Annotated in this window: 23 protein-coding genes and 1 tRNA gene; 13 read left to right on the top strand and 11 right to left on the bottom strand. The window is 67.7% G+C overall.

Annotated features, from left to right (window positions below):
- The first annotated feature begins 194 nt into the window (after positions 1 to 194).
- The 3 genes from gyrB (at position 195) to Q0044_RS07725 (ending at position 6,213) form a co-directional block, all read left to right on the top strand.
- Positions 195 to 2,642, top strand: a complete 2,448-nt coding sequence (gene gyrB, locus Q0044_RS07735) for a DNA topoisomerase (ATP-hydrolyzing) subunit B (RefSeq protein ID WP_298161299.1) — start codon at positions 195 to 197, stop codon at positions 2,640 to 2,642.
- Between the two features lie 188 nt (positions 2,643 to 2,830).
- Positions 2,831 to 5,410, top strand: a complete 2,580-nt coding sequence (locus tag Q0044_RS07730; RefSeq protein ID WP_298161297.1) for a TonB-dependent receptor — start codon at positions 2,831 to 2,833, stop codon at positions 5,408 to 5,410.
- Complete coding sequence (locus Q0044_RS07725) at positions 5,404 to 6,213, top strand: hypothetical protein (RefSeq protein ID WP_298161296.1); 810 nt, start codon at positions 5,404 to 5,406, stop codon at positions 6,211 to 6,213. The genes Q0044_RS07730 and Q0044_RS07725 overlap by 7 nt, the downstream gene beginning before the upstream one ends.
- An 11-nt stretch (positions 6,214 to 6,224) precedes the next feature.
- On the opposite strand, the gene Q0044_RS07720 is transcribed toward Q0044_RS07725, so the two are convergent.
- The gene (locus Q0044_RS07720) at positions 6,225 to 6,728 is read right to left on the bottom strand and encodes a hypothetical protein (protein WP_298161294.1); all 504 of its coding nucleotides are present in this window, start codon (positions 6,726 to 6,728) and stop codon (positions 6,225 to 6,227) included.
- Between the two features lie 110 nt (positions 6,729 to 6,838).
- On the opposite strand from Q0044_RS07720, the gene Q0044_RS07715 reads away from it, so the two are divergent.
- Together Q0044_RS07715 and Q0044_RS07710 are read left to right on the top strand one after the other, a co-directional pair.
- A complete protein-coding gene (locus tag Q0044_RS07715) occupies positions 6,839 to 7,729 on the top strand; it encodes an alpha/beta fold hydrolase (RefSeq protein WP_298161292.1) in 891 nt (296 codons plus the stop codon).
- Between the two features lie 42 nt (positions 7,730 to 7,771).
- A complete protein-coding gene (locus tag Q0044_RS07710; RefSeq protein ID WP_298161290.1) occupies positions 7,772 to 8,281 on the top strand; it encodes an SseB family protein in 510 nt (169 codons plus the stop codon).
- 18 nt (positions 8,282 to 8,299) lie between these two features.
- Here the strand turns inward: Q0044_RS07710 and lysA are convergent, their stop codons facing one another.
- From lysA to argH, 3 genes are read right to left on the bottom strand one after another with little or no spacing between them, the layout of a single operon-like run.
- Positions 8,300 to 9,574 (bottom strand): diaminopimelate decarboxylase, encoded by a 1,275-nt coding sequence (gene lysA, locus Q0044_RS07705; protein WP_298161288.1) that lies wholly within the window; start codon positions 9,572 to 9,574, stop codon positions 8,300 to 8,302.
- A 3-nt stretch (positions 9,575 to 9,577) separates the two neighbouring features.
- The gene (locus Q0044_RS07700; RefSeq protein ID WP_298161286.1) at positions 9,578 to 9,817 is read right to left on the bottom strand and encodes a hypothetical protein; all 240 of its coding nucleotides are present in this window, start codon (positions 9,815 to 9,817) and stop codon (positions 9,578 to 9,580) included.
- 11 nt (positions 9,818 to 9,828) lie between these two features.
- Positions 9,829 to 11,196, bottom strand: coding sequence for an argininosuccinate lyase (gene argH / locus Q0044_RS07695; protein WP_298161362.1), 1,368 nt, complete (start codon positions 11,194 to 11,196; stop codon positions 9,829 to 9,831).
- 61 nt (positions 11,197 to 11,257) lie between these two features.
- Here argH and Q0044_RS07690 point away from each other — a divergent pair, with 61 nt between their 5' ends.
- The gene (locus Q0044_RS07690; RefSeq protein WP_298161284.1) at positions 11,258 to 11,917 is read left to right on the top strand and encodes a TlpA family protein disulfide reductase; all 660 of its coding nucleotides are present in this window, start codon (positions 11,258 to 11,260) and stop codon (positions 11,915 to 11,917) included.
- A 29-nt stretch (positions 11,918 to 11,946) separates the two neighbouring features.
- On the opposite strand, the gene Q0044_RS07685 is transcribed toward Q0044_RS07690, so the two are convergent.
- A complete protein-coding gene (locus tag Q0044_RS07685) occupies positions 11,947 to 12,306 on the bottom strand; it encodes a hypothetical protein (protein ID WP_298161283.1) in 360 nt (119 codons plus the stop codon).
- Between the two features lie 381 nt (positions 12,307 to 12,687).
- Between Q0044_RS07685 and Q0044_RS07680 the strand changes: the two genes are divergently transcribed.
- The gene (locus Q0044_RS07680) at positions 12,688 to 13,050 is read left to right on the top strand and encodes a hypothetical protein (RefSeq protein WP_298161281.1); all 363 of its coding nucleotides are present in this window, start codon (positions 12,688 to 12,690) and stop codon (positions 13,048 to 13,050) included.
- The gene (locus Q0044_RS07675; RefSeq protein WP_298161280.1) at positions 13,043 to 13,441 is read left to right on the top strand and encodes a helix-turn-helix domain-containing protein; all 399 of its coding nucleotides are present in this window, start codon (positions 13,043 to 13,045) and stop codon (positions 13,439 to 13,441) included. The genes Q0044_RS07680 and Q0044_RS07675 overlap by 8 nt, the downstream gene beginning before the upstream one ends.
- A gap of 11 nt (positions 13,442 to 13,452) precedes the next feature.
- Here the strand turns inward: Q0044_RS07675 and Q0044_RS07670 are convergent.
- A tRNA-Met gene (locus Q0044_RS07670) sits at positions 13,453 to 13,529 on the bottom strand.
- A gap of 194 nt (positions 13,530 to 13,723) precedes the next feature.
- Between Q0044_RS07670 and Q0044_RS07665 the strand changes: the two genes are divergently transcribed.
- Positions 13,724 to 14,953, top strand: coding sequence for a PQQ-dependent sugar dehydrogenase (locus tag Q0044_RS07665; protein ID WP_298161278.1), 1,230 nt, complete (start codon positions 13,724 to 13,726; stop codon positions 14,951 to 14,953).
- Positions 14,954 to 15,127: 174 nt separating this feature from the next.
- On the opposite strand, the gene lpdA is transcribed toward Q0044_RS07665, so the two are convergent.
- The 5 genes from lpdA to Q0044_RS07640 all read right to left on the bottom strand — a co-directional run bounded on the left by lpdA (position 15,128) and on the right by Q0044_RS07640 (position 21,146).
- A complete protein-coding gene (gene lpdA / locus Q0044_RS07660; protein ID WP_298161276.1) occupies positions 15,128 to 16,525 on the bottom strand; it encodes a dihydrolipoyl dehydrogenase in 1,398 nt (465 codons plus the stop codon).
- 22 nt (positions 16,526 to 16,547) lie between these two features.
- Positions 16,548 to 17,042 carry a hypothetical protein gene (locus tag Q0044_RS07655; protein WP_298161274.1) on the bottom strand — a complete coding sequence of 165 codons (495 nt, stop codon included), beginning with the start codon at positions 17,040 to 17,042 and terminating at the stop codon, positions 16,548 to 16,550.
- Between the two features lie 94 nt (positions 17,043 to 17,136).
- Entirely contained in the window at positions 17,137 to 18,780 is a 1,644-nt protein-coding gene (locus Q0044_RS07650; protein WP_298161272.1) for a 2-oxo acid dehydrogenase subunit E2, read from the bottom strand.
- A 1-nt stretch (position 18,781) separates the two neighbouring features.
- Positions 18,782 to 19,909, bottom strand: coding sequence for an alpha-ketoacid dehydrogenase subunit beta (locus Q0044_RS07645; RefSeq protein ID WP_298161271.1), 1,128 nt, complete (start codon positions 19,907 to 19,909; stop codon positions 18,782 to 18,784).
- A gap of 4 nt (positions 19,910 to 19,913) precedes the next feature.
- The gene (locus tag Q0044_RS07640) at positions 19,914 to 21,146 is read right to left on the bottom strand and encodes a 3-methyl-2-oxobutanoate dehydrogenase (2-methylpropanoyl-transferring) subunit alpha (RefSeq protein WP_298161269.1); all 1,233 of its coding nucleotides are present in this window, start codon (positions 21,144 to 21,146) and stop codon (positions 19,914 to 19,916) included.
- Positions 21,147 to 21,289: 143 nt separating this feature from the next.
- Between Q0044_RS07640 and Q0044_RS07635 the strand changes: the two genes are divergently transcribed.
- From Q0044_RS07635 to Q0044_RS07620, 4 genes are all read left to right on the top strand, one after another.
- Entirely contained in the window at positions 21,290 to 21,778 is a 489-nt protein-coding gene (locus tag Q0044_RS07635) for an Lrp/AsnC family transcriptional regulator (RefSeq protein ID WP_298161268.1), read from the top strand.
- A gap of 27 nt (positions 21,779 to 21,805) precedes the next feature.
- Positions 21,806 to 22,741, top strand: coding sequence for a pirin family protein (locus Q0044_RS07630; protein ID WP_298161266.1), 936 nt, complete (start codon positions 21,806 to 21,808; stop codon positions 22,739 to 22,741).
- 202 nt (positions 22,742 to 22,943) lie between these two features.
- Entirely contained in the window at positions 22,944 to 23,465 is a 522-nt protein-coding gene (locus Q0044_RS07625; protein WP_298161264.1) for an SgcJ/EcaC family oxidoreductase, read from the top strand.
- A gap of 145 nt (positions 23,466 to 23,610) precedes the next feature.
- Positions 23,611 to 24,183, top strand: a complete 573-nt coding sequence (locus Q0044_RS07620) for a DUF2490 domain-containing protein (RefSeq protein WP_298161262.1) — start codon at positions 23,611 to 23,613, stop codon at positions 24,181 to 24,183.
- Positions 24,184 to 24,190: the final 7 nt, after the last annotated feature.

Here is a 24,190-nt window from a genome sequence, read left to right as displayed (position 1 = left end):
GAACGCCAGATATTGGGTCCGACGCGTCGCGGGACAAGGTGGCAAGACGTCCTCATTGCTCGCTTTTCGCCTGCGAATTCCTATATAAACCCCGCATTCGCACGGCCTGAATCGGTTGTGCGGCCACTGACATTTCTTTGCGGGCTGGACGGCGCATGGCGCGGTCCGCGACGCCCGCGTCTCCGGACGAATGAATGACCGACGAACCCCTGAGCGCACGCACCGAAGATACCGCCGAGGAGGCCGCCTATGGTGCGGAATCCATCAAGGTTCTCAAGGGCCTGGACGCGGTGCGCAAACGCCCCGGCATGTACATCGGCGACACCGACGACGGCTCTGGCCTGCACCACATGGTCTATGAAGTGGTCGACAACGCCATCGACGAGGCCCTGGCCGGGCACGCCGACCTGGTCGAAGTGATTCTGAACGCGGACGGCTCGGTCACCGTGACCGACAACGGGCGGGGGATCCCGGTCGACATCCATGCCGAGGAGGGCGTCTCTGCGGCCGAGGTCATCATGACCCAGCTGCACGCAGGCGGGAAATTCGACCAGAATTCCTACAAGGTTTCGGGCGGCCTGCACGGCGTGGGCGTGTCGGTGGTGAACGCCCTGTCGGACTGGCTGAAGCTGGTCATCTTCCGCAACGGCCAACGCCACGAGATGAAGTTCGAGCGTGGCGACACGGTCGAAAGCCTGAAGGTCACCGGCGAAGCGCCGATGCGCGAGAACGGCAAGGTTCTGAGCGGCACCCAGGTCACCTTCTATCCGTCGATCACGACCTTCGCCCACATCGACTTCGACCTGAAGACGCTGGAGCATCGGCTGCGCGAGCTGGCCTTCCTGAACTCGGGCGTGGTCATCAAACTGGCCGACCATCGCCACCCCGAGCCGGTCGAGATCATGCTGCACTACGAGGGCGGCGTGGAAGCCTTCGTGCGCCACCTCGACAAGTCCAAGACGCCGATCCTGAAGGACGTCATCGTCATTCGCGGCAAGAAGGACAATATCGAGATCGATCTGGCCCTGTGGTGGAACGATTCCTACCACGAGACCATGCTGTGCTTCACCAACAACATCCCCCAGCGGGATGGGGGCACCCACCTGTCGGCCTTCCGCACCAGCCTGACCAAGGTGATGGGGGCCTATATGGAGTCCTCCGGCGCCCTGAAGAAGGAGAAGGTGGCGCCGACCGGCGAGGATGCGCGTGAGGGCCTGACCTGCGTCCTGTCGGTCAAGGTGCCGGACCCGAAATTCTCATCCCAGACCAAGGACAAACTGGTCTCGTCCGAAGTCCGCCCGGCCGTCGAGGGCCTGTGCTCCGAAGGCCTGTCGCAATGGTTCGAAGAGCATCCGGTCGAGGCCAAGATGGTGGTCGCCAAGATCATCGAGGCGGCCTCCGCGCGTGAAGCGGCCCGCAAGGCGCGCGATCTGACCCGGCGCAAGTCGGCGCTGGATATCTCCAGCCTGCCCGGCAAGCTGGCCGACTGTCAGGAACGCGACCCGGCCAAGTCCGAACTGTTCATCGTCGAGGGCGATTCCGCCGGCGGCTCGGCCAAACAGGCGCGCAACCGCGAGAACCAGGCCGTCCTGCCGCTCCGGGGCAAGATCCTGAATGTGGAGCGGGCGCGGTTCGACCGGATGCTGTCGTCCGAGCTGATCGGGACCCTGATCCTGGCCCTGGGCACGGGCATCGGGCGCGACGATTTCGACGCCGACAAACTACGCTATCACAAGATCATCCTGATGGCCGACGCCGACGTCGACGGCGCCCACATCCGGACCCTGCTGCTGACCTTCTTCTATCGCCAGATGCCGGAGCTGATCACGCGCGGCCACGTCTACATCGCCCAGCCGCCGCTCTACAAAGTCGCCAAGGGCAAGCAGAGCCGATACCTCAAGGACCAGTCCGAGATGGACTCCTACCTGATCGAGGAGGGGTCGTCGGAGGCCGAACTGGACCTGTCCAACGGTGAACGCCGGATGGGTCTCGATCTGCAGGCCCTGGTCCGTGACGCCAAGGCCTGCAGCGCCAGTGTCGATCGTCTGAGCCAGCGCGCTCCGGCCTTCGCCATCGAACAGGCGGCCCTGGCCGGTCTGTTCGCCGACGACGCCGACATCGCCGCGACCTCGGCCGCCGCTGCGACGCGCCTGAACCTCTACGCCGAGGAGGGCGACGGCGAATGGACCGGCGCTCCGGGCGAACAGGGCGCCGTCGTCTTCAGCCGCTCGCGCCGCGCCGTGCAGGAAACGATCGTTCTGGAAGAGGCCCTGATCCGGTCGCTGGATGCCCGTCGTCTGGCCGAACGGGCGGCGGCGTTCGAGGGCGTGTTCGCTTCGCCGGCCGTCTATCGCCGCAAGGACAAGTCAACGACGATCCGGGGCCCGCTCGACCTGCTGAACGCCGTGCTCGACGCCGGCAAGAAGGGGCTGTCGATCCAGCGCTACAAGGGTCTGGGCGAGATGAATCCGGAGCAGCTGTGGGAGACGACGCTGGACGTCAACGCCCGAACCCTGCTGCAGGTCAAGGTCGATCACGCCGACGACGCCGACGATCTGTTCGCCAAGCTGATGGGCGACGTGGTCGAGCCGCGCCGCGAATTCATCCAGGAAAACGCCCTGGACGCCGCCGTCGACGTCTGACGGCGACGTGCACGGGAGCCGCCCCGACCGGCCGACCGCTCGACCGGGTCTGTGATGGCGGACGCGCCGTCCGGGTCCTGACATCCGGTCATCCACCGGTTGCGGAATCCTGATCGCCTGTTCACGGTTTCGTCGCGAGGCCGACGCGGCATCGGCCTAGCAGCCCCTCATCATCGGGGGATGTTCTCATGCGCACTGTTCTGTCGGCCGGCGTGTCCGGTCTGGCGCTTTTCGTTTCCACGCCCGTTCTGGCCGGGCAACAGTCCGAGGCCACGACGGTCGAGGAGGTGGTGGTCACCGGCCAGAGGGCGACGCAGCAGCGCGCCATCGACCTGCAACGCGCCGCCACCGGCCTGACCAGCGTCGCCGCCGCCGACGAGATCGGGAATCTTCCTGACCGCAACGTCGCCGAGGTGATCGAGCGCCTGCCCGGCGTCGGCGTTCAGTACGACCAGGGCGAGGGCCGCTACGTCTCCGTTCGCGGCGTGCCGTCGGACCTCAACAACTACACCATCAACGGGTTCGAGATCGGCAATCCGGACGGCAACACCCGCCGCCTGCCTCTGGACATCGTCTCGGGTCAGCTTCTGAACCGGGTTGAGGTGGCCAAGGTCAAGACCGCCGGTCAGGACGGGCAGGGCATCGGCGGCAACGTCAATCTGGTGTCCCAGACGGCCTTCGACTTCCGAGGCGATCGATTCTTCCAGGCCTCGGCCCAGGCGGGCTACCAGACGCTGAACGAGGAATCGCCGATCCGGGGCGACATCAGCCTGGGCGGTCGGTTCGGCGACTTCGGCGTCATGCTCGGCGCGAGCTATTCGGATCGCGAGTTCGCCAGCGCAGGCCTCTATCCCGACGACTGGACGCCCTTCGCGGGCGCGGCGCGGGGCGCCCTGCCGATCAACATCAAGTTCACCGACTATCGCCTGAAGCGCGAACGGATCGGGGCTATCGCCTCGCTGGACTGGCCTCCGGCCGGGTCGACCTCCCTGTTCCTTCGCGCCCTCTACAGCCGCTTTACCGAAGATGAGTATCGCCAGCGCTACCGCCTCGACTTCGCCACTCCTGCCTTGCGGACCTCGGGTGCCCTGCGGCTGAACCCGGACGGCCGGACCGGCACCACGACGGGCGCCACCGAAATCCGCCAGGACCTGCGTCTTGAATACAAGGAGAAGTCGGTCCTGTCGGTCCAGGCCGGGGGGCGAACCGAGCTCCAGGACTGGACGCTGGACTACGGCATCGCCGGCGCCCACAACGAGGTGATTGAGCCCAACCAGCTGTGGCAGTTCCGGGCCTCGCCCGGCACCGTCGATTTCGACTTCACCGATGAACTGTTCACCGCCGCGCCGCGCGTTCCGATCACCGCAGCGGCTCTCGGTTTTCGCCAGTATGCCGAACAGGACGAGAACGGCGATGAGGACATTATCTCGGCCCGGTTCGACGCCCGCCGGCCGCTGAATCTGTTCGACGGGGCCGGGATCGCCTTCGGCCTGAAATACCGGTCGACGGACAAGTCGTTTGATGCCGACAACAATGTCTGGACCCGGGGCGCGACGGCGGCGACCCGGTTTGTCCTGTCCGTCGACCCCTCCCTGGTCGGCCCGGCTGTGACGATCGAGCCTCGCGACGGCCGCCCCTATACGATCAACCCCACCCTCTCGGCTTCCGGTCTGATCGCCTACACCCGGACCAACCTGAACGGGCCGCTGTTCGTCCGTGACACAGCCACCACCCTGGCCAATGCGACGCTCGCCGACACCGACGTGGGCGAGGATGTCGCCGCCGCCTATGCGACCGCCGACCTGACGCTCGGCCGCTGGACCTTCAGCCCGGGCCTTCGGGTCGAACAGACCGAGCTCGACATCACGGGTTTCCGGCTGGTGAACGGAACCAGCGTGGTCCCGGCGTCGGAATCGGAGAGCTACACCGACTGGCTGCCCAGCCTGATCGCGCGCTGGGAACCGGGCGAGGACGTGGTCGTGCGTCTGGCCTACAGCCGTAGCCTGGGTCGTCCCAACTATCTGGACCTCAGCCCCGGCGGCACGAACACCTTCGTCGACAACGGCAACGGCACCTTTGACGGCACGCTGTCCATGGGCAACGCCCAGCTGGAACCCTATCGTGCCGACGCCTTCGATGCCTCGGTCGAATGGTATTTCGCACCCGGTGGCCTGCTGTCGGCTGGCGTTTTCAGCAAGTCGATCGACAATCCGATCTATACCCGCAGCGAGACCCGGACCAACCTCGCCTTCGGCGGCCGCAACTATCGCACCCTGACCTTCAGCCAGAAGGAGAATGCCGATGCGGCGGATCTGTACGGCCTGGAACTGGCCTGGCGCCAGCAGTTCGACTTCCTGCCGGGCCTGTGGTCGGGTCTGGGGGTCGATGCCAATCTGACGCTGATCGACGGCAGTCTGGACCTGCCGGGCCGGTCGGGCGTCAGCTTCCCCGAACAGTCGGACACGCTTTACGGCGTCCAGATCTTCTACGAGTACGGACCGGTGGAGGCCTCCATCGCCTACCACAGCACCGGATCGGCCCTGCTGGCGCTCGGTGCGGACACGACGACGGATCAGTACAACGACGAACTCCGCCGGCTCGACGCCAAGGCCACCTTCGCCGTCACCGACAACGCCTCGGTCTTCCTCGAGGCCCAGAACCTGACCGACGAACCGACACGCCAGTATCAGGGCGGCCACGAGGACTGGATCACCCAGAACGAGCGCTACGGCCGGGTGTTCAATGCGGGCCTGACGGTCAAATGGTGATCGCCGTCGGTCTCGCCCTTTTGCTCCAGGCGACCGGCCCCGCGCCGGCCCTGACGGCGGTTGAGACCCGGCGGATCGCCGCGCCGGAGGCGGACCAGGGCGTCGCCGCCGACGCCGCCTCCGTCTATGCCGTCGACAACAACACCATCGCCCGATACGCCCTGGCGACGGGCGAACGGACCGCCGTATGGCAGGGCGACCCGGCGCTTTTCCCGCATATCAACAGCTGCGCCCGGGTGGACGCCGACCTCGTCTGCGCCGCCTCCAACTATTCCGCGACGCCGATGTCCAGCTCGGTCGAGGTGTTCGATGCCGCAACCCTGACCTACCGGCGCACTGTCTCCCTGGGGCCGGATATGGGCGGGTCGCTGACCGTGCTGGACCGGCACGACGGGTCCTGGTGGGCGGTCTTCGCCAACTATGACGACCGGGGCGGCAATCCCGGCCACGATCACCGTTGGACCGTCCTGATGCGGCTGGATGAGAATTTCCAGCGGCAGGAGGCCTGGCTGTTCCCCCAGACCGTGCTGGACCGGATCGCGCCGATGAGCGTCTCGGGCGCCGCCTGGAACCCGGACGGCCTGCTCTATGTCAGCGGCCACGACAGGCCCGAGGTCTATGTCATGGCCCTGCCGCAGGGCGGATCGACGCTCCGACATGTCGCCACGGTCGCCATGCCGACAGAAGGTCAGGCCATCGACTGGGACGCGGGCGACAGCCGGTTGCTCTGGTCGATCCAGCGGGACGACACGGGCGGCCGGATCGTGGCCAGCCGCGTCCCGACTATTCCGGTTATGCCCTAGAGCCCCCGAATCTAGGGCCGGCCGGCGTCGATATAGGCCTTCACGCTGTCATAGGACGGCGGCGAGGGCCGCATGTTCTCGCAACTGATCTCGCGGATGGCGTCGTCGAAACTGTCGCGGGCGATCGATTCCCACGGTTCGTCGGTGTCATAGGCCTCCCCGGGCACGCCATCCTCGAAGGCGTCGCTCGATGTGGCGACATGCGACTGCCGACCGTTGCAGCGGATGCCGAACTGGTCGACCTGATGGCTGTAGTCGCCGGCGGCGGTGTCCGTCGGAACGCGGGCCACCATGACCGTCAGTTCGTCGCCGGTCCGGACGACGCTGTTGACGTCGATCAGATAGTGTTTCGCCTCGGCGCGGGAGAAGGTCCACCACTCGGGGCCGGTCGCTTCCTCGACCGGCGCGGCCGTACCCCCCAGTACCTCTTCCTGAGGCGGAGCCGTCTGTGCCTGCGCTGCACCGGCCAGCAAGGCCACAAGGGCCATCGCGATCGCAGAGTTCCGGATAGTCATAGTCGCCTCCCCAGACGGACATTTCGCTGTCATATTTCGCGCCGTTGCGGGCCGAAGATCAAGGGTCGACCGGTCAACCCTTTGCCCACTTCGTCGTTCAGGGTCCTGACATGCTGCGCACCCTGATCGTCGCCCTCGCCCTGATCCTTCTTCCGGTTGTCGCCGAGGGGCAAACGCCCGCCTTCCGGTCCGACCGGATCGTCGTCACGACCCGGGGCGAGGGGCCGGACGTGATCCTGATCCCCGGTCTGGCCTCGACCAGCGACGTCTGGGCGCGGACCGCGAACCGGCTGGACGATCGTTACCGGGTGCATCTGGTTACGGTGCGCGGCTTCGGAAATGTGCCCGCCGGGTCGAATACGGACGGCGCCCTGGTCGCGCCGGTGGCCGCCGAGCTGCGGCGCTATATCACCACGCAGGGCCTGGAGCGGCCGGCCGTGATCGGCCATTCGATGGGCGGGCTGGTGGCGCTGCGGGCCGCCGCCGATGCCGGCCGCGACCGGCGCGGGGCCCAGGTCGGCCGGGTCATGGTGGTCGACGCGACCCCCTTCTTCCCGTCCCTGATCAGCCCGGGCGCCACGGTCGGCGATGTCGAACCCCTGGCCCGGATCGCCTATCAGGCCCTGCTCTTCCTCGGCGACGAGGCCCTGCGGACGCAGGGATCGGCCCTGGGCCAGCAACTGGGCGGGGCGGCGGACAGCGTGTTCGGGAGCCTCGGCTGGCAGGGCGGCGACCGCGGCGTGCTGGCCCAGGGGCTGTATGAGGTCATGACCACGGATCTGCGCAGCCGCCTGCCCGACATCGCCGCACCGGTGACGGTCGTCTACGGCTGGAGCGCCGACGACCGCAGCCCCCGCGCCCACCTCGACGCCCTGTTCGCCGCCGGCTACCGCAACCTGCCGAGGCCCGCCCGGTTCGAGCGTATCGAGGGGGCGGAACACATGGTCATGATCGACCAGCCGACGCGGTTCCTGGCGGCGGTGGACCGGTTTCTGGGATAGGGGTGAGTAACCGAAGCCATAGTTGAACTCGAGAGAACGATGATGAGCCGCTCGATCCAGATTCTAGCGTTGGCGTCGCTGGTGCTCGCGATGCAGGTTGGCTGTGCTGACGCAGGCACCGCGCTGCAATCGAATGAAGCCGATACGTCCGTGGCGGATATCGAGAATGAACTCGACCAAGCCGTGCTCGCTTTCGCTGAGAACCCAACACCAGAGACGGAAGCGAATATGGGCCGAGTGCTGTTGACGTCGACGGTCTATCTCAAGGTCGCAGACTCTTATCAGGCGGAGGCATCTGAGGCGACCGCCAGACGCCCTATCAGCGTATGGTCAGTCGCCCTGCCCGACGGAAGAAATGCCATGGCTATGTATACGAGCAAGGCGCGGTTTGCAGCTGCCTTCGCCGAGGCTCCCGCCACGAACTACATCGGCGTCACGGGGCGCTCAGCCCTTGTGATGGCGGCGAATTCTCCCGTCGCCATCAATTGGGGTGTCGATCCCCACGTCTATTGGAACGCAGAGCTGACGGCGGACTTCCTGGCGATGCCTTAGTGCGTGCCGCGTGGCGCTCTAAAGCCACTCCGCCGTCGTCTCGCGCGCCAGCATCTCGTCATACGACGGCCGCGCCCGGACCACGGCCCAGCGGTCGCCGTCGACCAGCACCTCGGGGACGAGCGGGCGGGAGTTGTATTCGCTCGACATGACCGCGCCATAGGCGCCGGCGCCGGTGAAGACGACGAGGTCGCCGGCCTGGATCGGCGGCAGGGACCGGCCTCGGGCGAAGGTGTCGCCGGTCTCGCAGACGGGGCCGACGATGTCGTAGACGACCGGGTCGCCCGCGCGCGGAATGACCGGCTTCACCTCGTGGAAGGCGTCGTACATGGCCGGGCGCATGAGGTCGTTCATGGCCGCGTCGAGCACCAGGAAGCGACGCCCGTCGGCGCGTTCCGTCACCTGGATCACGCGGGTCAGCAGGATCCCGGCATTGGCGGCCAGCAGGCGGCCCGGCTCGAACGCCGCCTCGACGTTCAGGCCGTCCAGCACGCGGGCGACCATGTCGGCGTAGTCAGCGGGCGAGGCCGTCTTCGCTCCGCCGGTATAGGGCACGCCCAGGCCGCCGCCGAGATCGATCCGGGGCACGGGCAGGCCCTGCTGGCGCAGGGTCTCGGTCAGTTTGCGCAGCAGGCCGAAGGCGGCCTCCAGCGGGGCCAGGTCGGTGATCTGGCTGCCGATATGGCAGGCGAGGGCGACCGGAGTCAGGTGCGGGCTGGCGGCGGCGCGGGCGTAGAGGGCCATCGCCTCATCGGCCGGGACGCCGAACTTGTCGCCCTCTCCGCCCGTGGTGATCTTGGCGTGGCCGCCGGCGCCGATCTTCGGGTTCACCCGGATGGCGATGTCGGGCCTGGCGCCCTTGTCCGCTGCGATGGCGATCAGCCGGTCGAGCTCGGCCGGGCTCTCCACATTGATCTGGCGCACCCCGACCTCAAGGGCGAAGGCCAGTTCGGCGTCGGTCTTGCCCACGCCCGAGAAGATGATGCGATCGGCCGGGATGCCCGCCTTCAGGGCGCGCCGGATCTCGCCCTCCGACACCGTGTCCGCGCCGCAGCCCAGCCGGGCCAGGGTCGCCAGCACCGACAGGTTGGAGTTCGACTTGACCGCGAAGGCGATCAGACTGTCGCCCAGCACCGAGGGGTGGGCGTCCAGCGCCTCGCGCAGCACCCGGTAGTGCCGCGTCAGGGTGGCGGTCGAGTAGACATAGGCGGGCGTGCCGACCTCGGCCGCCAGTCTTGTCAGGTCAACGCCCTCGGCGTGGAGGACGCCGTCCTGCAGGTCGAAATGGTCCAAGGCTTATTGAGGCTCACGACCGGCGGCCGTGCCGCCGATCGGGTTGGACGGGCCGCCGTCGATCGGCATCTGGCTCGACGGACGGTTGATCGTGGCCGGGTCCGGCAGGTTCGAGGCGCGGGCGTCGCGCGGGGCCCGTTCGGTCTCCCGCGGGGCCGGAGCCTCGAGGTCGGCCATGCGCCCGCAGGCAGAGGCGGAGAGCGCGATCAGGGCGAGGGCGCCGGCGGCGAGCAGCTTTTTCATGTCGACTTCCTTCACGCGAGACGCGACTTCCATTCGGCGATGCGCGCACGGACCTGTTCCGGCGCGGTTCCCCCGAAGCTCTGGCGGCTGGCGCAGGAAGCCTCAGGGGTGAGCACCTTGTAAACGGCTTCGGTGACGCCGGGATGCAGGGACTGCAATTCGGCGAGCGGCAGTTGCGCCAGACCCACGCCCAGCTGTTCGGCGCGCTTCACCGCCGCCCCGGTCACATGGTGGGCCTGGCGGAAGGGCAGGTCGGCCTCGCGCACCAGCCAGTCGGCCAGGTCCGTGGCGGTCGAGAAGCCCCAGCCGGCCGCCTCGGCCATCCGGTCCGTGTTCGGGCGGAAGGCGGCGACCATGGCCGTCATGGCGGTCAGGGCCAGGTCGAGCGCGTCCATGGCCTCGAACACCGGCGGCTTGTCCTCCTGCATGTCCTTGGAATAGGCGAGCGGCAGGCCCTTCATCACGGTCGACAGGGCCACGAACGACCCCAGGATCCGGCCGGTCTTGGCCCGGACCAGTTCGGCGGCATCGGGATTGCGCTTCTGCGGCATGATCGACGAGCCCGTGGTCAGGTCGTCGGGCAGGGTGACGAAGCCGAACATCGGCGTCATCCAGACCACGATCTCCTCGGCCAGACGGGACAGATGCCCTGCCGTGATCGAGGCGGCGGCCAGGGTCTCCAGCGCGAAGTCGCGGTCTGACACGGCGTCGAGGCTGTTGGCCATCGGACGGTCGAAGCCGAGCGCGGCCGCCGTCGCATGGCGGTCGATGGGGAAGGGGGAACCGGCCAGGGCCGCAGCGCCCAGAGGGCTTTCGTTCATCCGCGCGCGGGCGTCGGCGAAGCGGCCGGCGTCGCGACCGGCCATCTCGACATAGGCCATCAGGTGGTGACCCAGGGTCACCGGCTGGGCCGTCTGCAGGTGGGTGAAGCCGGGCATCAGGTCCCCGGCGTGCTGTTCCGCCCGGACCAGCAGGGCACGCTGCAGCGCCTGCAGCTGTTCCACCGACCGGTCGCAGGCGTCGCGGACCCACAGGCGGAAGTCGACGGCGACCTGGTCGTTGCGGCTCCGCGCCGTATGCAGGCGGCCCGAGGGCTCACCGATCAACTCGGACAGACGGGCCTCCACGTTCAGGTGGATGTCCTCGTATTCGTCGCGGAAGGGGAAGGTCCCGGCCTCGATCTCGGCCTGGATCGCGTCGAGCCCGCCGAGGATGGCGGCACCGTCGTCCGCCGTGACGATGCCCCGGTCGATCAGCATGCGGCAATGGGCCCGCGATCCGCGCAGGTCCTGCGCCCACAGCCGCCGGTCCACGCCGATGGAGACGTTGATCGCCTGCATGATGTCGGCCGGGCGCGACGAAAAGCGTCCGCCCCACATGCCTTGACCTTCGGGCGTCGGCGCGGTCTTGGTCGGTGCGGATGAACTGGAACGGTCGTTCATGGACGAACCCCGGAAGCAAAAGGTCGGGACACGGTGGGCGCTGATCGCCGTGGCCGTGGTCCTGGCGATGATCGTCGTGTCGATCGTGATCGGTGGGGTGCTATGGCATTCCAGCCCCGAGGCCAAGGGCGACATGGCCGCCGTGACCGACGCAGGCGCGAAAAGCGAGCTTTCGCGCTTCGCTGTCGGGCCGCTGGCCGCGCTGGAGACACCCGCCGTCCTGGACGTCGCCCCCGATTATGTCTTCCAGACCCGTGAAGGCGCCGACGTCCGCTTCGCCGATTTCCGGGGCAAGGTCGTGCTGGTCAATCTGTGGGCCATGTGGTGCGCGCCGTGCCGCACCGAGATGCCGACGATCGCGGCCCTGGCCTCGGCCTATCCGGACGGCGACCTGATGGTTCTGCCGATCAATGTCGACACGGGCGCCGACCCGGTGGCCGACGCCAGGAGCTTCATCGACGTGCACGAGCCCCTGCCCTTCTACGGCGACCCGAAATTCCAACTGCCGTTCGAGTTTCCGGGCAAGGGCAAGATGCCCCAGACGATCCTGCTGGACCGTGAAGGCCGGATCCGCGCCGCCTTCGCCGGGGAGGCCGATTGGTCGAGCCCCGAGGCGAGGGCGCTGATTGACGCGGTGCTGGCGGAGCCCGCGTCCTAGGCACCGACGCATGGAGCGACGAGGCCCTGCTACTGAGCCTGGTTCGCCGGCGCAGGGACCCGCTGATCCGTCGTCGGGTCGACGGCGCCCGGGCGACCCTCGGCAGCGGCTTCGGCCTGGTTGGCTTCCAGACGATCGGCGACATGGCCCGCGCCGGTCTCTACGGCCTGGGCGGCCTTCATCGCGCCGGACTCGATGACCTCGCCCGCCTGCGCAGCCGCGGTTCCGGCCTTGTCGGCGGCTTCGGAGGCGGTCACCTCGGCCCGGTCGGCGGCGACCTCGGCACGGGCTTCGGTCTTTTCCTGCTCGGCCCCGGTGCAGGCCGCCGTGCCCAGAGACAGGGCGGCGATGGCGGAGACGACCAGCAGGGTCGGGATACGGTTGGTCATGGGGAGCCCTCGAATGGCGTTGAACCTTTGCCGTGAACGCGGTCCGTCACGATCAGTTGCGGCAAGGCGCGATGCCACAGGGATTGGCGGATCGATGCGATCCGCGACGGAGGCCGCGAACACGTCGCCGGGGCCGCCCGGCCCAGGGGACCGCTCCGGGACTGCGACCCATCGGCGCAAGGGCTGAGCGCGGCGTTGCGCGTTTGCGTGAAAGTCCCGCTGCGCGGGCGCTTGCCCGGCGTTGCGTCCGTTGTGCTGGATCCTGACGACGGCGTGTGGATTCCGGTCTGGCCCTTAACGAGCGCGGCGAAACGAGCCATTGTAGAAGCTCGTCCCGCTCGACCGGGCCGATGGGAACGGAGACCGCAGGGAGACGCAGGCATGGTTCATCCCGTTCGCGCCGAGTTTCTGGCCTTGATCCAGGCCAGTATCGGCTGGGCTGTTCTGGCCGCGCGCGCTGTCAATGTCGGGCCGGTCGCGGAAATCGCTTCACAGCCGATGGTCCCGCGCCGTGCGAGAGGCCTGGCCGCCGCCCCCGTCAGACTTCGCGCCACCATCACCATCGACATTGACGCCTCCGACGGCGATGACGCGGAACGGGCGCGCGACGCCATTCGCGGCCAATTCGACGTCCTCAAGCAAGCCCACCCCTTGGCCGAACTGGCGTTCCAGCGTCGCAAGCCGCGCACAGGCCGCCGTCCCCCGACCCCGGCCCTGGTCGTCAGCCCCTATGTCGATGATTGAGCCGGTCGGTCGGCGCCGCAACACGCTTCTGGCCGGCCTCGTGCTGCTGAAGAAGCTGGCGCCCGACATCACCCTCTCCGAGATGCTGGCCTTCCTCTATGTCGCCGAGAATCCCGGCGTACGGATCAAGGAACTGGCTGCGCTGATGGAGACGACCGATGCGACCGCATCGCGGGCGTCGCGGTCCCTGCTGCAGGCGAACGAACCTGGTGCCCGCGCCCCGGGGCGAGGCTGGCTCCTGATGGCGTCGAACGGGCGTGAGGCGGTGTCCCGACATCTCTACCTGACCGAGGCGGGGGTCGAACTGATCCAGCGCCTGGATGCCCTGATCGAAAGCGCGCGCCTGATCGGCATCCGCGCGGCGCCGGCCGAATTGAGGGTCAGGCGATAGGGGAAATGGACTGGTGGCTGGAGGCGGGATCGAACCGCCGACCTGTGGGTTATGAATCCACCGCTCTAACCATCTGAGCTACCCAGCCCAGTCCATGGGCCGTCGTCGATCGCAACCGGATGACGCGGGAGGCGTGCGTATATCGTCGCCGCCCCTCCGGTTCAAGTCAGTTGAACAACCGGCCTCGTCTGCGACTTGCTGTCACGTGGAAGCGAGGGCAGGAACGGCGGAGTTTTCAAGCCGTTCCAGGGCGATCGCCCTCCTGTCAGTCCCGGAGTTTCCATGCGCCCGATCGTCCTCGCCGCCACCTCGTCCCTGCTCGTGCTGGCGTCCGCCTGCGGAGCCAACGGCCAGACCGGACAGGCCGCAGCGCCGGGCGCACCGGTCGAGACACGGCCCGCCAACGGCGCAACCCAGACCCCGGCCTTCGCCGGCCAGACCCGGGCACCGGGCGTCCAGACCGGGGTGACGCTGAGACACGCGGTGGTGGCCTCGGGTCTCGAGCATCCGTGGGGCATGGCGCTTCTGCCCGACGGCGACTGGCTGGTGACCGAGCGGCCGGGCCGTCTGCGCATCATCTCGGCAGCCGGTCAGGTCGGCGAGCCGATCACCGGCCTACCCGCCGTCGACGCGCGCGGCCAGGGCGGACTGCTGGATGTGACCCTGTCCCCCGGCTTTGCCGGTGACCGCACCATCTTCTGGAGCTATGCCGAGCCGCGCGACGGCGGCAATGCGACCTCGGTCGCGCGCGGCGTGCTGTCGGCAGACGGACGCAGCGTCGGCGAGGTGCAGGTCATCTTCCGCGCCCTGCCGATCTACGACGGCGACAAGCATTTCGGCTCGACCCTGGCCTTCGACCCGGCGGGCCATCTGTTCATCACCCTGGGCGAGCGCTCCGACGCCCCGATGCGGCCCCAGGCCCAGCAGCTCGACAGCCATATGGGCAAGGTCGTCCGCATCAATGCCGACGGCTCGGTGCCGCAGGACAACCCCTTCGTCGGCCAAGCGGGCGCCCTTCCCGAGATCTGGTCCCTCGGTCACCGCAACGTCCAGGGCATCGCGGTCCAGCCGGGCACGGGCGCGGTCTGGACCATCGAACACGGCACGCGCGGCGGCGACGAACTCAATCGGCCGGAAGCGGGCAAGAACTACGGCTGGCCGATCATCGCCTATGGCGTCGAGTATCGCGGCGCCCCGATCAACGAGGGGATCACCGCGCGGGCCGGTCTGGAGCAGCCGGTCTACTACTGGGATCCGGTGATCGCCCCGGGCGGCCAGACCTTCTATTCCGGCGCCATGTTCCCCGGCTGGCAGGGCAACCTGCTGATCGCCGGCCTCGGCGGCAAGTCGCTGACCCGGCTGGTGCTGGAGGGCGACCGGGTGGTCGGCGAGGAGCGCCTCCTGACCGGTCTCGGCCAGCGCATCCGCGACGTTGCCGTAGGTCCGGACGGCGCAGTCTGGGTCATCACCGACGAAGACGACGGCAAACTGGTCCGGTTGGCGGCGGAGTAGGCTTCCCTCTCCCAGTGGGAGAGGGCTTGAGGCTCGCAGAGCGTAGCGATGCGTCTTAGCCGAAAGGGTGAGGGGTGTGCCCTCACCGGTTAGCGCCAACCCCTCACCCTTTCGCGCAAGTCTGATCGCCTGACGGCTCTCAGGCACTCAAGCCCTCTCCCGCCGGGAGAGGGTTCAGATATGGATGGCGTGTCCCAGCGCCCTCAGGCTCGCCTCGTGGAAGGCCTCGCCGAGGGTCGGGTGGACGTGGATCACCCCGGCGACGTCTTCAAGAACCGCCCCCATCTCCAGCATCTGGGCGAAGCTGTTGGACAGTTCGGCGACGTGCTGGCCGACCGCCTGGACGCCCAGCAGCCGGTGGTCGTCTTTCGACGCCAGCACCCGCACGAAGCCGCCGTCCTCGCCGGCCTCAATGGCCAGGGCCCGGCCGATGGCGGCGAGCGGGAAGACGGCGGTGATCACGTCGTCCCGGCCTTCGACGTCGAGCGGCCCGAGACCCGCGGAGACGATTTCCGGTTCGGTGAAACAGACGGCGGCGATAGTCACCGGATCGAAGCGGCGGTCGTGACCGGCGATGATCTCGGCGACGACCTCGCCCTGGGCCGAACCTTTGTGGGCCAGCATGGGCTCGCCGGTCAGGTCGCCGACGGCCCAGACGTTCCGCATCGAGGTGGCGCAGCGGTCGTCGATCTTGACGAACGGCCCGGCCATGGCGACGCCCATGTTTTCCAGACCCCAGCCGGACGTGCGAGGCTTGCGGCCGACGGTGACCAGCACCTTGTCGGCGTCCAGGGACAGAGGCTCGCCGTCCTTCGTCGTGATCGACAGTTTCCCGTCCCCGAAGCCGCCCGCGCGGGCGCCGAGATGCATCTCGACCCCGTGGTCGGTCAGCCACTTCATGACCGGGTCTGTCAGGGCCTTGTCGTAGAGCGGCAGGATGCGGTCGGCCATTTCGACAATGGCGACCCGGGCGCCCAGCTTGCGATAGGCGATGCCCAGCTCAAGCCCGATATAGCCGCCGCCGACCACGACCAGCTTCTCTGGCACGGCGTCCAGCGACAGGGCCTCGGTCGAGGAGATGACGTCGCCGCCGAACGGCAGGAAGGGCAGTTCGACCGGCTCCGAGCCCGTCGCCAGGATCACGTGTTCGGCCGTGATCGTGATCGGACCGTCCTCGGTCTCGACGCGGCAGGTCTTGGCGTCCTGGAAGGTCGCCCAGCCCTTGATGACCCTGACCTTGGCCTTCTTCAGCAGGGCCGCGACGCCGTTGTTCAGCTTGCGGACGATTCCGTCCTTCCAGGCGACCGTCCTGGACAGGTCGATCGCCGGATCCGACGCCGTGATGCCCAGGGTCCCGTCGCCGGCGGCCTTGGACACGGTCTCGAACTTGGAGGCCGCATGGATGATGGCCTTGGACGGAATACAGCCCACGTTCAGGCAGGTCCCGCCCAGCCCTGCGGAGCCGTCGACCAGAACGGTGTCGAGCCCCAGCTGGCCGCAGCGAATCCCCGCGACATAGCCGCCGGTGCCGGCGCCGATGATCAGGACTTTGGTCTTCAGGGTCTGGGTCATGCGTCGCCGTTACTCGGGGTCATCAGGGCTGCACCTCGCGGACCAGCTCCAGTATAATCTCGACCAGCAGGTCCCCCTGCTGTGCGCCCTCGACCACGGCCGTTGCGCCGTCGCGCAGTGCGGAGGCGTCCTCGGGGACCATGGCGACGGCCAGGGCGCCGACTTCGGCCGTCCAGCCGACAGCGCAGAACTCGGTCTGGTTCCAGGCGACGCGGAACGGCCCGGTGACGACGTCCTCGCCCTTGATGATCCAGGCGGGTTCCAGCGTGGCGAACCCGAACGCCTCGCAGCCGCGTTCGCCTGGGTCGTACGGCAGGTCTTCAGTGGCGCGGGCGCGGGCGGCGGCGAGGCATGCGGCCTGATCGCCGGGTTCGACAGCCGTCACGCGGCCCACGAACGCGGCGCGCGCGCCTGCAATCTCATAGCCGGCGTTTGAGGGCATGGGCATGCAGGCCAGGGCCGGGGCGGCGACGAATGCAGAGGCGGCGGCGACGCAGGTCGTCAGGATACGGTTCATGCTCTGTCCCTTTCGCGGATCAGAGGCCAGTGAACGCCCTGCGAAGCGCCACGGCAAAAGCTTTTCTCTGTCGAACCCTGACACCCGTTGCGCCTCAGCCCATCCACAGCGTGGCGGGATGCTCCAGCAGGCCCTTGATCCGCTGGACGAAGACGGCGGCGTCGTGGCCGTCGACGATGCGGTGATCGAAGCTGGACGACAGGTTCATCATCTTGCGCACGACCATCTGGCCGTTCCGGACCACGACCCGTTCCTCGATCTTGTTGGGGCCGACGATGGCGACCTCGGGGTGGTTGATGATCGGGGTGTGGACCACCCCGCCCAGGGTCCCCAGCGAGGTGATGGTGATGGTCGAGCCGGACAGCTCTTCCCGCTTCGCCGAGCCGTCCTTGGCCGCGCCGGAGACGCGGGCGATCTCGGCGGCGGTGGCGTAGGGGTCGAGCGATTCGGCGTGGCGGACGACCGGGACCATCAGGCCGTTCGGCGTCTGTGCGGCGATGCCCAGATGCACGGCGGCATGCTGCGTCAGGACCCCGGCCTCGTCGTCATAGGTGGCGTTGATCTGTGGCTGGTCGCGCAGGGCCACCACGATGGCGCGGGCGATGAAGGGCAGGACGTTGAGCTTGGCCTTGCCACTGGTCTTCGCCTGGGCGTTCAGATGGGCGCGAAGCTCCTCCAGCGCCGTGACGTCGATCTCCTCCACATAGGTGATGTGGGGAATGCGCCGGACGCTCTCGGCCATCTTCTCCGCGATCTTGCGACGCAGGCCGATGATGCGGACCTCGGTCGTGCCCTCAGCCCTGGCATAGGTCGAGACGGGCGCCGATCCGTGTTCGGACGGACCGCGGGCGCCGCCCGAGACGAAGGCGTCGAGGTCGCCGTGCTCGATGCGTCCGGCCGGGCCGGAGCCGGGCACGAACTGCAGTTCAAGACCCAGTTCGCGGGCCCGCTTGCGCACGGCGGGCGAGGCGAGGGGACGGACGCCGGGGGTCTGGGCGGTGCGGGCGACCGGTGCGGCTGAGGCGACAGGGACGGGCTTCGGCGTCTCGGCCTTGATGGCCGGAGTCGGTTTCGGCGCGGCCGGGGCGGCGACGGGAACGGCGGCCTTCGGCGCGGCGGCGACATTGCCCGCCCCCTCGACGTCGAAGCTGACGAGCGCCCCGCCGACCGGCGAGGCCTTGCCGACTTCGCCGTGCAGGGCGGCGACCACACCGGCGACCGGCGAGGTCAGCTCGACAGTGGCCTTGTCGGTCATGACCTCGGCCAGCAGCTGGTCTTCCTCGACCGTGTCGCCGACCGCGACATGCCAGGCGACCAGCTCGGCCTCGGCCGTGCCTTCGCCCACATCGGGCAGTTTGAAGACGTAGTTGCCGCCGGCGGCAACCGGGGCGGTCTCGACGATCGCTTCGGCCTCGGGGGCTTCCAGGGCGGGCGCGAATTCGGGCTTCGCTTCTGCGACCGGAGCAGGCTCCGCCTCGGCGGAGGCGTTACCGGCTCCCTCGACCTCGAACTCCACCAGGGGTCCGCCGACGGGCGACATGACGCCGGGTTCGCCATGCAGGGCCGTGACCACGCCGGACACGGGCGAGGTCAGTTCGACCGTCGCCTTGTCGGTCATGATGTCGGCCAGAATCTGGTCCTCGGCGACGACATCGCCGACGGCGACGTGCCAGCCGACCAGTTCGGCCTCGGCGGTGCCTTCGCCCACGTCGGGCAGTTTGAAGACGAAACGACCCATCTCAGCGCCCTCCCATCATCACGGACTTCAGGGCGGTGGCGACCCGTTCCGGCCCCGGGAAATACTCCCACTCGAAGGCGTGAGGGTAGGGCGTGTCCCAGCCGCAGACGCGGGTGACGGGCGCCTCGAGGTGATAGAAGCAGCGTTCCTGGACCAGGGCGGACAGTTCTCCTCCGTACCCGGATGTTTTCGGCGCCTCGTGCACGATGACACAGCGGCCGGTCTTCTTCACCGACGCCTCGATGGTCTCGATGTCGAGCGGCACCAGCGAGCGCAGGTCGATGACCTCGGCGTCCACGCCCGCGTGTTCGGCGCCCGCCAGCGAGACCCAGACCATAGTGCCATAGGCCAGGATGGTGACGTCATTGCCCTCGCGCATGATCCGCGCCTTGCCGATCGGCTCGACATATTTGCCGGTCGGGACCTGGGCCAGGTCCTGGGTCTTCCACGGGCTCACCGGCTTCTGGTGCCAGCCGTCGAACGGGCCGTTGTAGAGCCGCTTGGGCTCGAAGAAGATGACCGGGTCGTCGTCCTCAATCGCCGCGGTCAGCAGGCCCTTGGCGTCATAGGGGTTGGACGGAATGACGACCTTGAGGCCCGCGATATGGGTGAACAGGGCTTCCGGCGACTGGGAGTGGGTCTGGCCGCCGAAGATGCCGCCGCCATAGGGGCTGCGGATCGTGATCGGCGAGGTGAACTGGCCGCCGGAGCGATAGCGCATCTTGGCCGCTTCACTGACGATCTGGTCGTAGGCCGGATAGATGTAGTCGGCGAACTGGATCTCCACGACCGGACGCAGGCCGTAGGCGCCCATGCCGATGGCCGCGGCGACGAGGCCGCATTCCGAGATCGGCGTATCGAAGCTGCGGGTCAGGCCGTGCTTCTGCTGCAGCTGGTCGGTGACGCGGAAGACGCCGCCGAAATAGCCGGCGTCCTCGCCGAACGACAGGACGTTGGGGTCCTCGGCCATCTTCACATGCAGGGCCGAGTTCAGCGCCTGGATCATGTTCATGGGCACGATGGCGGCCGTGTCCGGCGCGATCGATGCGGGTTCGTCCGCGCCCGGTGACGCCATGTCCGGCTCGATTCCGTCATTCTGGTCGGCGTCGGTGAAGGTCTGTTCGCTCATCGGATCAGACTCCCACTTCGCGGCGCTGTTCGGTCAGGCGCCAGTCCTCGGTCGCATAGACCTCTTCGAACATCGTCTTCACCGAGGGGCGCGACTGGCCGAGCGTGCCGATGGCCTCGGACTCCTTGCCGGCGGCGCGGACCTGGGCGACGGCCTCGGCTTCGGCTTCCGCCTGGGCCTCGTCCGACCATTCGCCGAGCGCGATCAGATGCTGCTTCAGCCGCGCGACCGGATCGCCCAGCGGCCATTTCTCGTGCTCGTCGCCGGGGCGATAGCGGCTCGGATCGTCCGAGGTCGAGTGGGGCGCGCCGCGATAGGTGAACAGCTCGATGACCGTCGCGCCCTGGTTCGACCGGGCGCGCTCCTCGGCCCACTGGGTCGCGGCCCAGACGGCGAGGAAGTCGTTGCCGTCGACGCGCAGGGCGGGCAGGCCATAGCCGATGGCCTTGGAGGCGAAGGTCGTCTCCATCCCGCCGGCGATCCCCTGGAAGGACGAGATGGCCCACTGGTTGTTGACGACGTTCAGGATCACCGGCGCGCGATAGACGGCCGCGAAGGTCAGGGCGTTGTGGAAGTCGCCCTCCGCCGTGGCGCCGTCGCCGATCCAGCTGATGGCGATCTTGTCGTCGCCCTTGTAGGCGCTGGCCATCGCCCAGCCGACGGCCTGCGGCACCTGGGTGCCGAGGTTGCCCGAGATGGTGAAGAAGCCGTAGTCCTTCGCCGAATACATGATCGGCAGCTGCCGGCCTTTGATCGGATCCGAGGCGTTGGAATAGATCTGGTTCATCATGTCGACGAGCGGATAGCCGCGCGCGATCAGGAGCCCCTGCTGGCGGTAGGTGGGGAAGCCCATGTCCTCGCGGGACAGGATCATGCCCTGGGCGACCGCGATGGCCTCCTCGCCGGTGCACTTCATGTAGAAGCTGGTCTTGCCCTGGCGGTGGGCCCTGTGCATCCGGTCGTCGAAGGCGCGCGTCAGGATCATCGCCTTCAGACCCTTCTTCAGGGTCTCGGTATCGAGGCGCGGGTTCCACGGACCCACAGCCCTGCCTTCATCATCCAGCACCCGGATCAGGCGGAAGGCCAGATCCAGCATCTGGACGGGGCGCGCGTCGACCGCGGGGCGATCCACGGCGCCGGCGACGTCGAGCTTGAGATGGCTGAAATCCGGCGTATCGCCCGGCCGCCCCGAGGGCTCCGGCACGCGCAGGGAGAGCGGCTTGGTGTTCCTGGTCATTCCATCCTGCCGTTCGGTTTGTCCGACCGCACTACTTTGCGGCTGGATAGCATGGGCGCGAAATCAAGGCTCGCCTATTTTCGCCTTGCGTCAAGCAGTTTTAGGGTATTTTATTGCGTCATAACGATAAATGGAGAAACGCATTGGCGGACGAACTGGATCCCATCGACGCTCGAATTCTCGACATCCTGCAGCAGGACGCTGGATTGTCGGTCGCGGACGTGGCCGAGCGCGTGGGTTTGTCGGCCTCGCCGTGCTGGCGTCGGATCAAGAGACTGGAAGATTCCGGCCTGATCCGCAAGCGGGTGACCCTGCTGGACGCCGCCCTGCTCGGTCTGGACTTCGAGGTCTACGCCATCGTCAAGCTCAGCCTGCCGTCGCGGGAGAATCTCGACACCTTCGAGGCCGCCGTCGCAGGTTGGCCCGAGGTGGTCCAGTGCGCGACCATCACGGGCCGCGAGGACTATGTGCTCCGGATCATCACCTCCGACATGCACGCCTTCGACAAATTCCTTCGCGACAAACTGCTGACGCTCGGCATCGTTTCGGACTGCGAGAGCCATATCGTCACTCGCGGCGTGAAGAATGTGACCACCCTTCCGCTCGGCATCATCACGCCTCATCTGGCCTAGGCCAGCCCAAACGCCAGGAGCCCGACCATGATCGAGATGGTGATCGACGCCCGCAGAAAGGACCTCGGCGGGTTCGAGGTCGGGCGCATCCTGCCCTTCCATTCGCGCCGGATGGTCGGACCCTTCATCTTCCTGGACCACATGGGCCCGGCGGAGTTCGCGCCCGGCGCGGATGCGATCAACGTCCGGCCTCACCCGCACATCGGCCTGTCGACCCTGACCTATCTGTTCGAGGGCGAGATCATGCACCGCGACAGCCTCGGCTACACCCAGGCCATCCGGCCGGGCGAGGTCAACTGGATGACGGCTGGCAAGGGGATCACCCACTCCGAGCGCACCGATCCGTTGAAGAAGGCCCAGGGCGGCCCGATGAACGGCATGCAGGCCTGGATCGCCCTGCCGGACGAGGCGGAAGAGACTGATCCCTCGTTCCAGCACTATGGCGAGGACGCCCTGCCGGCTTACGAGAACGGCGGTCTGTTCGCCCGTCTTGTGGCGGGCGAGGCCTATGGCGCCAGGGCCAGTGTGAAGACCTCGTCGCCGCTCTTCTATGTGCACTGGGAGATGAAGGAGGGCGTTCGCACCGCGCCGCCTCCGGGCAAGGGCGCCGGGGGCATGTCCGAACGGGCGCTGTACGTCGCCAGGGGATCGGTCGAGATCGGAGACCGCACCTTTCACGAGGGCCAGATGATCGTGCTCGAGCCCGATGCCGAGCCGACGGTCAAGTCCCTGACCCAGGCGACCGTCATGGCCCTGGGCGGCGAACCGGTCGGCCAGCGGTTGATCTGGTGGAACTTCGTGTCGTCGTCCCAGGCACGTCTGGATCAGGCCAAGGAAGACTGGAAACAGGGTCGGATGAAGCTGCCCGACGAGGACGATCTGGAGTTCATTCCGTTGCCGGAGGATTCCGCCGTCACGACCCGGTCCGACCCGCCCAAGCCCGAACCGACCCATCCCGTCTGACAGGGCGGCGACCTGCACGCCTTTCGAGGTCTGCGCCTATTGTCACACCAACGGCCAAGCTTGTTGACAGGGGGCAGCACCCTAGGCACCAAAAGCGCGCGGCCCGGGCCCCGCTGACGATCGCGTCGATCGTGATGTCGGGCCGCACCGGCGGCGAGGGTTCATGCGTGAACGGTCGCTGCCCTTTCGAGGTGGAACCAATATGTCATCACTGTCCAAGGGCCGTTCCGGCCAGAAGTCTTCCGTGCGCCTGGCGCTTCTTTCGGCGCTGGCCGCTGCGGTCCCGGGCGCGGCGCTGGCCCAGGCCTCGCCCAACAATCACGCCTGCCCCGTCGTAACCCAGGCGATGGTTGAGAGTCAGTTCGCCAGGTTCAACGATGCCTGGGCAACCGGCGACCCGGATGTCGTCACAGCGCTGTTCACGAACGAACCTGTGCTGCTGGCAACGGTCTCCAATACGCCGCGCACGACCCCAGCCCTGGTCCGGGACTATTTTGTGAGCTTCCTGCGGAGCAAGCCGGTCGGTCGGATCGAGACCAGTACGGTCGAGATCGACTGCCAGACCGCTTCCCGGCTCGGCACTTGGACCGTCACCCTGACTGACGCAGCCACGGGCGCCAAGACTGACGTGCGCGCCCGCTACTCGTTCATCTATCGATACGAAGGCGGCGACTGGAAGATCGATCATCTGCACTCATCGATGATGCCCGAAGCCGGCCGTTAAGCGGGCCTCGCAGCAAACCCTGCCCGCCGCGGGACCCCCTCCCGCGGCGGCGCTTCCTCGATGGATGACAATGAAAAGACTGACTTTGGCTGCGTTGTTCGCGGCTCTCGCGCTGGCGACCCCTGTCCTTGCGAGTGACGAGGACATGGAGTTCTGGTTCAACCCTTCCGTCAGCAAGGCAGCGGGTGACCGGACATCGATCGAGCTCGAAACGGCACAGCGGCTCCGCAACGATCCGCGCAACGATACCTATTTCGTCCGTGGCTGGATCAAACGCGACGATGCCCGGGACAACTCCTGGGGCGTAGGCATCGAGCAACGCTGGAACGGACCGGACCAGCGGGAGGTCCGGCTACTCCAGCAGGTCGGCTATGAACTGGGCCCGTTCGATCTCCGGACACGCGCGGAACAACGGTTCGTCTCGACCGATCCTCAAACCGGATGGCGGGTTCGACAGCGGGTCGGCGCCTCGATCCCGCTTGGCGATTCCGACAACAGCTGGAGTCTCACCGCAGATGCCGAGCTGTTCGTCACGTTGCGCAGCACAGACCCCGACGGCCAGACCGGCGTGACGGGTTTGCGTACCTTCGTCGGATTCGAACGGGAGTTCGGGCGCTACGAAGTGAGCCTTGGGTATCTCCGCCACCAGGACGTGCGCGACAATGCGCCGGACCGTGTCGGACATGCTCCCTTCATCGGCGTCGGGGTCAATTTCTGAGGGTCTC

This window comes from Brevundimonas sp. (genome assembly GCF_027484365.1).
In the GTDB taxonomy this organism is placed as follows: domain Bacteria; phylum Pseudomonadota; class Alphaproteobacteria; order Caulobacterales; family Caulobacteraceae; genus Brevundimonas.
Note: the sequence above shows the minus strand (reverse complement) of the source record. Positions and strands in the feature narration are given on the sequence as shown.

Bases quoted from the DNA above. Each gene is read 5' to 3' on its own strand.
- Q0044_RS07640 (WP_298161269.1), bottom strand. From the start codon at position 21,146: ATGACCAGGAACACCAAGCCGCTCTCCCTGCGCGTGCCGGAGCCCTCG.
- Q0044_RS07685 (WP_298161283.1), bottom strand. From the start codon at position 12,306: ATGACCAACCGTATCCCGACCCTGCTGGTCGTCTCCGCCATCGCCGCC.
- Q0044_RS07700 (WP_298161286.1), bottom strand. From the start codon at position 9,817: ATGAAAAAGCTGCTCGCCGCCGGCGCCCTCGCCCTGATCGCGCTCTCC.
- Q0044_RS07655 (WP_298161274.1), bottom strand. From the start codon at position 17,042: ATGAACCGTATCCTGACGACCTGCGTCGCCGCCGCCTCTGCATTCGTC.
- argH (WP_298161362.1), bottom strand. From the start codon at position 11,196: ATGTGGGGCGGACGCTTTTCGTCGCGCCCGGCCGACATCATGCAGGCG.
- Q0044_RS07675 (WP_298161280.1), top strand. From the start codon at position 13,043: ATGATTGAGCCGGTCGGTCGGCGCCGCAACACGCTTCTGGCCGGCCTC.
- Q0044_RS07730 (WP_298161297.1), top strand. From the start codon at position 2,831: ATGCGCACTGTTCTGTCGGCCGGCGTGTCCGGTCTGGCGCTTTTCGTT.
- Q0044_RS07725 (WP_298161296.1), top strand. From the start codon at position 5,404: ATGGTGATCGCCGTCGGTCTCGCCCTTTTGCTCCAGGCGACCGGCCCC.
- Q0044_RS07645 (WP_298161271.1), bottom strand. From the start codon at position 19,909: ATGAGCGAACAGACCTTCACCGACGCCGACCAGAATGACGGAATCGAG.
- Q0044_RS07710 (WP_298161290.1), top strand. From the start codon at position 7,772: ATGAGCCGCTCGATCCAGATTCTAGCGTTGGCGTCGCTGGTGCTCGCG.
- Q0044_RS07630 (WP_298161266.1), top strand. From the start codon at position 21,806: ATGATCGAGATGGTGATCGACGCCCGCAGAAAGGACCTCGGCGGGTTC.
- Q0044_RS07720 (WP_298161294.1), bottom strand. From the start codon at position 6,728: ATGACTATCCGGAACTCTGCGATCGCGATGGCCCTTGTGGCCTTGCTG.
- lpdA (WP_298161276.1), bottom strand. From the start codon at position 16,525: ATGACCCAGACCCTGAAGACCAAAGTCCTGATCATCGGCGCCGGCACC.
- Q0044_RS07620 (WP_298161262.1), top strand. From the start codon at position 23,611: ATGGAGTTCTGGTTCAACCCTTCCGTCAGCAAGGCAGCGGGTGACCGG.
- Q0044_RS07650 (WP_298161272.1), bottom strand. From the start codon at position 18,780: ATGGGTCGTTTCGTCTTCAAACTGCCCGACGTGGGCGAAGGCACCGCC.
- Q0044_RS07625 (WP_298161264.1), top strand. From the start codon at position 22,944: ATGTCATCACTGTCCAAGGGCCGTTCCGGCCAGAAGTCTTCCGTGCGC.
- Q0044_RS07665 (WP_298161278.1), top strand. From the start codon at position 13,724: ATGCGCCCGATCGTCCTCGCCGCCACCTCGTCCCTGCTCGTGCTGGCG.
- Q0044_RS07680 (WP_298161281.1), top strand. From the start codon at position 12,688: ATGGTTCATCCCGTTCGCGCCGAGTTTCTGGCCTTGATCCAGGCCAGT.
- gyrB (WP_298161299.1), top strand. From the start codon at position 195: ATGACCGACGAACCCCTGAGCGCACGCACCGAAGATACCGCCGAGGAG.
- Q0044_RS07715 (WP_298161292.1), top strand. From the start codon at position 6,839: ATGCTGCGCACCCTGATCGTCGCCCTCGCCCTGATCCTTCTTCCGGTT.
- Q0044_RS07690 (WP_298161284.1), top strand. From the start codon at position 11,258: ATGGACGAACCCCGGAAGCAAAAGGTCGGGACACGGTGGGCGCTGATC.